A 10202-nucleotide genomic window follows, 5' to 3' on the forward strand; every position below is an offset into this window, starting at 1 on the left:
TGTAGTCCAGTTGTTCCATCAGCTGCCGCTCCGAGCGGATGCTATAAAACACTTGCAGCAGCAGGGCGCGTAGGAGATGTTCCGGCGGAATGGAGGGACGTCCCAGATCGGAGTAGATGCTATCAAAGTGGCTGTTCAGCTCCGCCAAGGATCGATCCACAATCACCCGGATGGCACGCAGGGGATGATCTTTCGGTACCCGCTGCTCCGGCGACAGGTAGCTGAACATTCCTTGGGTCTCCACCTGGGCTCCGCGCATACCTCAACCCCCAGATTTCTAGCGTTACACAATTATACCACGGACTTTATCAGCATCAATCTAAATTGTTGGGAATCACATAAGAAAGTCTATAGGATCATTCTTCCCTTTGCATTCTTGATCTCTATGGTAAGAAGATGAGCCACGGTAACCGAAAAAGTCTAGTAAACCCTCTCCATCAGATTTATGTAGGCATACCTCTCGAAAAGAAGCAGGTAGGTTATTAACACCAATGAAATCTCCGACTAATTCAATTGTACGATTTGGATCAGATATAATATCTTCAATCCTAACAGTAATAGAGGTTCCTCTATACTTTTCTGCAATAAATTTTAACGAGCGAAGTTCGTCATATCGATTATTGCTTAGATTTGATGCTAGCAACACAATTAAAACAGAACCATATTTTGAAAGCATTTGAACTAAGTTGACGCAATTATTATTATCATGCGTATATATGGCAATTATAGAAGAATTAAGTTTTGATACAATTGCTTCAAAATTAACGTTAGATGAACCTTCGTCTCTCAAAAGAAGAATATCTTTGTGATATCCTATGGACTCGATAAACTCGTAGTAATATTGACCACAAATAACAACAAACTTCTTGGCAGATAAAATATTATTATTTGCCACATAAACATCTTGGTGGCTTAATTTATCAAAATCAACTTCAATTACCTTAGGAGTTAAGTTCAATCTTCTATTGGGGTCCGGTAAATAGTCTGGAAAAAATGGAGACAGCAAATGAGAAACCTGTTGAAATTCTTTTTTTCCAGTAGCAAGATCCCTAAATGTTCTAATAATAGTTCGAGATACTCTTCCGTAAACTCCTGCTAAATGAATCAAAAAGTCATTAGCTACCCAATCATTGACATAAGAATTAAATACATTCTTTTGACATATGCTAATTGTATTGGAAAAATTTTTATCGTTAGTAACGTGATAAACAAAAGCAGCCTGCTCATACCAAGGTGAATTAAAGTGGAACCTTTCATCTTGAAGGCATTTCCTAATCAAGTCTAGTGATGCAGTGGTGTTACGCACAAACAAGTTTCCAATATTTATTCCATTTATATCTTGTGAAACAAGTATGTCCCCCTCATGTGAAGCGAAAATGCTTTCCAAGCGTATTGTTGGATTTGTAATAAATACATCCGCGTCAGAGTAAAAGATTTTATCATAACCGTCTAAGAGAAGTTTTTCTATTAAATAAAACTTCGACCAAATTAACGGGAGTTCATTGTTAAGCGATTCCCTTACAAATATAAAATCGTATCCGTATTTATCGCAATATTCTACCTTTGACAATATCCCTGGCCACATATCATCGGTATAGTTCTTTCCAACACAAATTGTGGCAAGCGCTATTTTTTTTGTATTCTTTTGTTTTCCAATCTTCCTAAATACCGTGCTCTGGATCTCCGATAAATACTCGCAAGTGCGCACCCAGTTCATCTGACGAGAGCACCCCCCGTTAAGAGATTCTAATCCTTTGTTTAATTTTTTTATTTCTTCTTGGTTTACAGAAAATCCTGTTTTATATCTATTACAATCATTAGAGTTGATATTGATCTTGTCAATCCCTTTTGCGGTGAGATATGTTGAATAAAAAAGATCATCATGGCGTAGAATATCTGAATTATTTGTTAACGTAGAGCGTATTGTGTCAATAAAATCATTATCAAACCAACTTCTAGTGAGGCATACACCACACCATGTTTCTATTATATCAACATTTGATAAATGTCCCTCAACAGACTCATAACCCAACTCTTCAGCATTAGGTGCTGGGTATTCACGAAGCTTTAACTTCCAGTTAAAACCAGATGCCCCTATAGCAAATTTCCCTCCTAATAATGAATGGTAATTGATTAGATTAGAAAAGTGAAATTCTGGATAGGTGACATCATCGTCTGCAAGGAGAATTATGTTATTATCTACCGTTGTTCTCATCAATGTTCCAACCAACTTTGTAATTGGACCATAGTCGGAAATATAGTTAATGATAATTCTATCTACATTGTTCCCGAGTGGATTTAGTAAGTTATCTATTAACTCTAAATCAACTGTCTTAGGAACGTTAAGCACAATCATGGCATTTAGCGGTGAGCCATCAGGCCACTTTTGTGAAAGAAGAGATTTTAAAGCTAATGTTAGTGACGGCCTTCCAAGAGTTGTTAGTCCAATTACTGCAGATTCAACTGTGCGCGAGGTATTCAAAATTGCCAAGCTATCGTCTTTACTTAATGCGCTTATCGCTCTATAATCAAGTTCCATAGCAATTCCACCAAACGCGCCCTCCGCTTCATTAGTGCCACGCGTTCTAAAGTAATTATATACCCAATTACCTCTTTCTAAGTAATGTTGTTTAAACCTGGTTTTAAGAGTATCTAAATCCGGCTCAAAAATAGCTGATTCTAGCGCAAATCTTTTTATGTCTGGAAGGCAACTAACACCTTCAAATGAATTTCTTATTTCAGCTAATAAATATTGTTGTATTAAAGCAATATCTTTCGGAGATATTTGAAGATCCTTATTTGAATGTTCGCCAATAATGCTGCTTACTACTTTGCAGTCGTCGATGTAAGATCGCGCCCAACCAATCCAATCAAACAGCTTATCTATCTTGCTTGTAGAATTACTAATTGATGATTTTCTTAATTGGTAGAGAATATCATTGCTTATTCCTTTTTTGCCTGCCTCTACAGATGATGCAATACTATTAATTATCTTAATGCGCGAACGGTGTTTGTTCATTTCACATGAATAATGCATGAGGCCTTCTTCGTCGAACTCTCTTCTGAGGAGCATCTTGTAGCATAGCGGAAGAAATTCTTCTGATGCTATCCTTAGCAAGCTATCAACAATCATTTCGGAATCAAAATGTTCTACGTAATACATGATATAGCTCCATACAGAAAATACAGGTTATTTCATCAAGGTGTACGGCGTCTGTCAAGGTAGTTGTCGTGTCTCCCATTTTACGCTGCCAATTTTTCGTGTCGCTGCGGGTTGAGATCGACCGCGCCGACCGGCGCCCAATTACGCGTCTTGCCTGACCATCGCGCAGGATTTCTTGCCTTGGCCGCTTCATACAGTGCATGACGTTTTGCCAGCAACCTTTGATCCTCGCCCTGGTGACGCTGGGCAGGGGTAACGAAGCGAATGCGGCTGTGACGATGCTCGTGGTTGTACCAAGCAATAAAGTCGCGCACCCAGCATCGGGCTTCCTCCAGGGAGGCAAAGCCATTCTCCGGCCATTGTGGGCAGTACTTCAGCGTTCTGAATAGGGACTCTGAATAGGGATTGTCGTTGCTGACACGGGGCCGTCCTCGGGAGGGGGTGATGCCCAGGTCATAGAGCTTGGCCAAGAGGGTGGAAGACTTCATCGGTGCACCATTATCAGAGTGCAGGACCAATGGCCGCCGCCAGCATTGCTCCGCCGAATAGGCTCGTTGGAGAAGAGTGGCAGCATGCTCGCCACTCTCTGCAGTATGGACTTCCCAGGCTACCGCCTTGCGGCTATAGAGATCCTCAAAAAGGTAGAGATAGTAATACTGTCCACGCACCGGTGACGGCAAATAGGTAATGTCCCAAGACCAGACAGTGTTGGGTGCGGTAGCCGTATGGGTGGTGGGTGGCTGTACCTTGCGGGGTGGGTGCGCACGCCCGCGCCGAGCGTTCATCCCTTCGGCCTTGAGGATCCGATAGAACGTGGATTCCGAGGCCAGATACACCCCTTCATCCGCCAAGCGGGGCACGATCTGTGTCGGTGGCAGATGCGCCATATCTGGGCGGTGGCAAGCTGCCAACACTGCTTGCCTTTCCGCATCGCTCAGCTTGTTGCTGGGCACGGGTCGTTCCCCTGTGGTGCGGGCATCTGCTTTGATCACCCCTGCTTCCTCCGTCCATCGCTGAATGGTGCGTACGGAAATCCCGACTTCGGCACAGGCCCGTGACCTACGGGCACCTGCGTCAACTGCCTCTTGAATCCACGCGACGTATCGTTGCCGCTCTGGGACCGAAGTTACTTCTCCTCGGTGTCGCTCCCCCAGAGGGCGTTCAATTTTTTTCGCAAGATCAGGAGCGCAGCAGCTTCGGCCAGCGCCTTGTCTTTACGCTGCAGTTCCCTCTCCAACTCGCGAATCCGCTTCTGGTCCGCGCGGGCTTGCATACTCTCCACCTGCCTCTGCTGGGAGGCCGTCTGCTGTCCCACGATACAGGCCTGTTTCCATGCTTTGACCTGATCGGGATACAGACCCTTCCCCCGGCAATATTCGCTCAATTCCACCTCTGACAGCAGCGCTGTTTCGATCACCACCGCCAGCCTGGATTCGGCAGACCATTCCTGCTCTGCCTTTTTGCTTACTGCACTCATCACGCCACTCGCTATCGCCTGCCTGCGCCAATAATACAAGGTAGCCCGAGTAATCCCTTCCTGTTTGGCCAACTCGGCTACAGCGGCGTCTGTCAAGGTAGTTGTCGTGTCTCCCATTTTACGCTGCCAATTTTTCGTGTCGCTGCGGGTTGAGATCGACCGCGCCGACCGGCGCCCAATTACGCGTCTTGCCTGACCATCGCGCAGGATTTCTTGCCTTGGCCGCTTCATACAGTGCATGACGTTTTGCCAGCAACCTTTGATCCTCGCCCTGGTGACGCTGGGCAGGGGTAACGAAGCGAATGCGGCTGTGACGATGCTCGTGGTTGTACCAAGCAATAAAGTCGCGCACCCAGCATCGGGCTTCCTCCAGGGAGGCAAAGCCATTCTCCGGCCATTGTGGGCAGTACTTCAGCGTTCTGAATAGGGACTCTGAATAGGGATTGTCGTTGCTGACACGGGGCCGTCCTCGGGAGGGGGTGATGCCCAGGTCATAGAGCTTGGCCAAGAGGGTGGAAGACTTCATCGGTGCACCATTATCAGAGTGCAGGACCAATGGCCGCCGCCAGCATTGCTCCGCCGAATAGGCTCGTTGGAGAAGAGTGGCAGCATGCTCGCCACTCTCTGCAGTATGGACTTCCCAGGCTACCGCCTTGCGGCTATAGAGATCCTCAAAAAGGTAGAGATAGTAATACTGTCCACGCACCGGTGACGGCAAATAGGTAATGTCCCAAGACCAGACAGTGTTGGGTGCGGTAGCCGTATGGGTGGTGGGTGGCTGTACCTTGCGGGGTGGGTGCGCACGCCCGCGCCGAGCGTTCATCCCTTCGGCCTTGAGGATCCGATAGAACGTGGATTCCGAGGCCAGATACACCCCTTCATCCGCCAAGCGGGGCACGATCTGTGTCGGTGGCAGATGCGCCATATCTGGGCGGTGGCAAGCTGCCAACACTGCTTGCCTTTCCGCATCGCTCAGCTTGTTGCTGGGCACGGGTCGTTCCCCTGTGGTGCGGGCATCTGCTTTGATCACCCCTGCTTCCTCCGTCCATCGCTGAATGGTGCGTACGGAAATCCCGACTTCGGCACAGGCCCGTGACCTACGGGCACCTGCGTCAACTGCCTCTTGAATCCACGCGACGTATCGTTGCCGCTCTGGGACCGAAGTTACTTCTCCTCGGTGTCGCTCCCCCAGAGGGCGTTCAATTTTTTTCGCAAGATCAGGAGCGCAGCAGCTTCGGCCAGCGCCTTGTCTTTACGCTGCAGTTCCCTCTCCAACTCGCGAATCCGCTTCTGGTCCGCGCGGGCTTGCATACTCTCCACCTGCCTCTGCTGGGAGGCCGTCTGCTGTCCCACGATACAGGCCTGTTTCCATGCTTTGACCTGATCGGGATACAGACCCTTCCCCCGGCAATATTCGCTCAATTCCACCTCTGACAGCAGCGCTGTTTCGATCACCACCGCCAGCCTGGATTCGGCAGACCATTCCTGCTCTGCCTTTTTGCTTACTGCACTCATCACGCCACTCGCTATCGCCTGCCTGCGCCAATAATACAAGGTAGCCCGAGTAATCCCTTCCTGTTTGGCCAACTCGGCTACAGATACCTGGTTGGGCGGCAGCATCTTCCGCAGCACCGAGGCCTTACGCTCTTCCGAATAATGCTTCATCTCCATGACTCTCTTCCCGCCCCCATCCTATACATGACTCCATTCAGGCGAGGCGACAACTACCCTGACACCGGGGGGTGTAGCTGCCTTTTGAATTGCTTGATTAGGATCTTAAATAGGTATTAGTCGGCTCCTCGACGTTTTAAATGGATATCCTCAGATCCAGCTTACCCAAGACCAGGTATGCCATGTTGATGAAGTTCTTGGTAGTGCCATAGCTTCTGGCTTTGGCGACCTGGACCAGGCTGTTGAATCCTTCCAGTTTGACGTTGGAGACTTGGCTCTCAAACCATCGCACCCCATTACAATGGTTCTTGATGGTGTAGGCCACCTTGAACATGGGGGGGTAGGCCACAGATCTTTGCATTTTTTTTTAGGGCCTTAGCAATAGGTTCCTTCCCGCGACCAGGGAACAGTCGCCTGATGGGCCCCATGCTCTTTCCACTTCACCTGGGGAACCTGAGAATGGAGATACGCATCTTCTTTTCGGTCTGAAATAAGTCGTAATCATGACTAGGATGCCCTTACTCTTTGAATAGCTAACCCCGATATGGCTAACCCAAATACGGTCATGGCAAGTAGGACTGCGACGGTATACCCTAAGTGATAATAGCTGGGTACCGTTGCACCGAAATATCCATGATGAAAATAATCCACTGCATCGATTAACGGAAAATATAAAAGATAATCTCGGTAGGGTTGCGGAACCAGGAATGTTGGAATGAAAACACCACTAAATGGAAGCATTAAGTACAGTATAATATGAGAGGTTTTCTCGATGGTTTCGCTAAGCTCTGCTAGCCCTGCCATGATGAGCACAAAAGAAAAGGAAAACCAGATGATCAATAGGTACCCAATGGCCATGGTAAATATGCTTGCGGGTATATGGCAGATCCCAATGACGACAAAGATCGGAAAGAGGAATAAAAATACTCCCATGGCACTGGAAAACTCGAGCAGGATACGGGCATAGATAATATCCATGGGTCTTATGGGCTGATGGTGCAGCAAGGCTCGATTTACATCAATGGCCTTGGTCACTCTGCCAGTACCATTGCGCCAAAAGAGGAGGGTGGGATAACTTACCGCCAGATATTCTGCCGGGCTAATTCCATAGGGATAACCAGTGTCGATAAAAGAAAAGATGATCATCACCCCAATAACGAATAACGCCGGCTCTGCAATCATCCATAGCATCCCAAGACCTTCTCGTCCAAAGCGGGTGACAGTCTCCCGCAGCATCAAGGCCCAGATGACTCGCAGCTGCAGGCGTAACTGAAACCAAAAGGTCCCCTGGCTGCTACTAGCGCTCATGGTGCTCCTTGATCCCGGCATAGAGAATGCTCAATACCCCCCATACCATGAGGGAAACGATAAAAACCGCCAGGATATCCTCAATCCGTTTGGGACGCTGGGGGGCATCCGGCAGGTTAGGGCGGCTGATGGTTTCCAGATAGAGCTGTTGTTTCTGGGCGGTGACGCGGGCTTGCTCCAGGGAAGTAACGGCAGCCTCCAGAATCTTTTGCGCCAGTAACTGGTTGACGGTCAGACGTTCAAACTCTACATCCTTGCTGGCCAGAGATTCCTGATCGCCGGTAACCTTGGATTTTTCTGCCTCGATTTGGCCTCGGAGAGCCTGGATACTGCTTCGTAATACGGGGAGTTGGGGGTTTTCTGGGGCGTGGGCCAGGATGGATTCCAGCTCGGTCTGCTGGGTGATCAACTGATCCTGCAGTTTGCTGACCATACCCAACTGCAAGCTGCTTTGGGCGGGGGGGCTGAAGACCTTGTGGGCATTTCGGTACGCTGCCAGTGCCAAGGTCGCATCTCGCAGGGATCGCTTGGCTTTTGCTACATCTTGTTCTGCATAGTACACCGCCTTGTGGCGGGCGGTGGTGTTGAGTTCGTTGACGATATCCTGACTCTTTTGCAAGAGAAAGTCATTGATCTTCTTGGCGTCTTGGGCTGAATAGGCGCGGACGGTGAGTTTGCTGATGCCATTACTGGTATCCAGTACGTCATCCACCATGTTCTGGTAATAGCGCAGCAATCGGACGAAGGAACTATAGGGGTAGAAGATTCCACCAAAGCGGTCGAAGATATCGATCTGGTCGTTGCCATAGACCTGTTTCAAATTATAGGCTCGATTCAGGGCCATCATGGCATCCCAGGAAGAGACATAGGCGCTGATGGTCTGGGCAGCACTGGTGGAGTTGCTTCCTCCAAAGGAACTGAGCAGGGAAGCCAGCCCACTGCTGGTACTGACCTGCTCATTGGGGCTGTAGACCACAAAGCTGGATTCGCTGATGTAGACGGGGGAGGCAATGATGCCAAAATAGAGCACCGCTAGAAAGGTGGGAAAAACGACAACCCAAAGAAACAGCCGATTGATTTTCCGTATCCTGGCCCAGAGTGTGGAGAGCACGTAGTTTCCTTTTTATGCTGGGCTGGTTACCATTTCTGGAGCACGGCCGTAAATATCATCAAAGCGGACAATGTCGTCTTCGCCCAGATAGGAACCGCTTTGCACTTCGATCATTACAAGCTCAATTTTACCTGGATTTTCCAGCCGGTGCTTGCAACCCGCAGGAATATAGGTGGACTGGTTGGTCATGATGAGTTTTTCTTCCTCGCCATTGACGATTTTGGCCGTACCACGGACCACAATCCAGTGTTCGCTGCGGTGGTAGTGCATTTGCAGGGAGAGCTTTTCCCCAGGTTTGACTTCAATGCGTTTGATTTTGAAGTGATCTCCCTCTTCCAGGGTGGTATAGGTACCCCAGGGGCGATGGACAGTGGTATGGAGGTCGGTGCAGGCGTGATCTCGGATCTTGAGTATCTCGACAATCTTTTTGACTTCTTGATCTCGATTGCGGTCGGCAACCAGGAGGGCGTCGGGGGTATCCACAATCAAGAGGTCTTCAAGGCCTAGGGTCGCCGTGATCCGGTGCGGGCTTTGGATGACGCAGTTATGGGTATCGACCAGCACCGTTTCCTGGGCATGGATCTGGTTACCCTGGGCATCCTTTTCCATGAGCAGGCCATAGCTGGACCAAGCCCCCAGATCGCTCCAGTCGAAGCCGGCTCGCACTACCGCTACCTGCTGGGCCTTTTCCATGACGGCATAGTCAATGGAGATATCCGGGCTCAAGGCAAATTCCTCCCCTAGTTCCAAGGTATCGCCATTAGCAGTACTGGTTTCCAGGGAGCTTTGAACGGTTGTGAGGATTTCGGGGCTTAGAGTCTGGAGTGCCTCGATCAGGGTGCTGGCACGAAAGCAGAACATACCGGAGTTCCACAGATATTCCCCGCTGGCCAGATAGCTTTGGGCGGTTTCCAGATCTGGTTTTTCGACGAATCGCGCCACATGGTAGCCGCTGTCTAGTTGGACGCCTTGCTGGATGTACCCAAAGCCGGTTTCGGGGAGCGTGGGCGCAATGCCAAAGGTGACCAGATACCCTGCGGCGGCGAGGGCGCTGGCATCTTGCACCGATTGGGTGAAGCGCTGTTGGTCCTCAATCAGATGATCCGATGGCAGTACCAGGAGAATCGCATCGGGGTCCACAGTGGCCGCTGTCCACAGGGCGGCTGCAGCAATAGCCGGCGCCGTATTCCGTTTGGCTGGTTCCAGCAGGTATTGGACGTTGCCAATGGCTTGTCCATGGGTCCGAGCACATTTACTTAGGGTATCCCGGGTCAAAAAATAGTAATCCCGGTTGGTGACGATGAGTAGCGGGGCCTGTTCGCGCAGCGGTAGGGCGCGGCGTAGAGTCTTTTGGATGAGGGTTTCGCCATCAGGCAAAGTCACAAAGGGCTTGGGAAAGCTGTTGCGGGAGAGAGGCCAGAGTCGGGTTCCAGAACCGCCAGACAGAATCACGGGTACGATGGACATGCTAC

Annotated in this window: 7 protein-coding genes and 1 pseudogene; all 8 read right to left on the bottom strand. The window is 49.3% G+C overall.

All coding sequences use genetic code 11. The features are described 5' to 3' along the window. A partial coding sequence (locus RTI30_RS10045; protein ID WP_312283714.1) for a transposase occupies window positions 1-259 on the bottom strand: 259 nt, incomplete at its 3' end. 75 nt (window positions 260-334) lie between these two features. Beyond that, entirely contained in the window at window positions 335-3163 is a 2829-nt protein-coding gene (locus tag RTI30_RS10050; RefSeq protein WP_312283715.1) for a putative nucleotide-diphospho-sugar transferase, read from the bottom strand. Between the two features lie 80 nt (window positions 3164-3243). Further along, a protein-coding gene (locus RTI30_RS10055) for an IS3 family transposase (RefSeq protein ID WP_409449699.1) occupies window positions 3244-4757 on the bottom strand; the annotation gives its coding sequence in 2 pieces (ribosomal slippage) (window positions 3244-4323 and window positions 4326-4757; 1512 coding nt in all). A 1-nt stretch (window position 4758) separates the two neighbouring features. Beyond that, window positions 4759-6305 (bottom strand): IS3 family transposase gene (locus RTI30_RS10060; protein WP_312283719.1). Its coding sequence is split into 2 segments (ribosomal slippage): window positions 4759-5843 and window positions 5843-6305, totalling 1548 coding nucleotides; the frame shifts between segments, so codons are not numbered across the junction. Between the two features lie 142 nt (window positions 6306-6447). Next, window positions 6448-6688: pseudogene (locus RTI30_RS10065) on the bottom strand (transposase); the annotation flags it as partial. Window positions 6689-6818: 130 nt separating this feature from the next. Next, window positions 6819-7619, bottom strand: a complete 801-nt coding sequence (locus tag RTI30_RS10070) for an ABC transporter permease (RefSeq protein ID WP_312283717.1) — start codon at window positions 7617-7619, stop codon at window positions 6819-6821. Then, on the bottom strand, window positions 7609-8730 hold the full coding sequence (locus RTI30_RS10075; protein WP_312283718.1) for a capsule biosynthesis protein: 1122 nt from the start codon (window positions 8728-8730) through the stop codon (window positions 7609-7611). The genes RTI30_RS10070 and RTI30_RS10075 overlap by 11 nt, the downstream gene beginning before the upstream one ends. A 12-nt stretch (window positions 8731-8742) precedes the next feature. Continuing rightward, window positions 8743-10202: mannose-1-phosphate guanylyltransferase/mannose-6-phosphate isomerase (locus RTI30_RS10080; protein WP_409449700.1), on the bottom strand; the 1460-nt coding region annotated here is incomplete at its 5' end.

Source organism: Candidatus Igneacidithiobacillus taiwanensis (assembly GCF_031962545.1).
Lineage (GTDB): Bacteria > Pseudomonadota > Gammaproteobacteria > Acidithiobacillales > Acidithiobacillaceae > Igneacidithiobacillus > Igneacidithiobacillus taiwanensis.

Bases quoted from the DNA above. Each gene is read 5' to 3' on its own strand.
- RTI30_RS10050 (WP_312283715.1), bottom strand. From the start codon at position 3,163: ATGTATTACGTAGAACATTTTGATTCCGAAATGATTGTTGATAGCTTG.
- RTI30_RS10070 (WP_312283717.1), bottom strand. From the start codon at position 7,619: ATGAGCGCTAGTAGCAGCCAGGGGACCTTTTGGTTTCAGTTACGCCTG.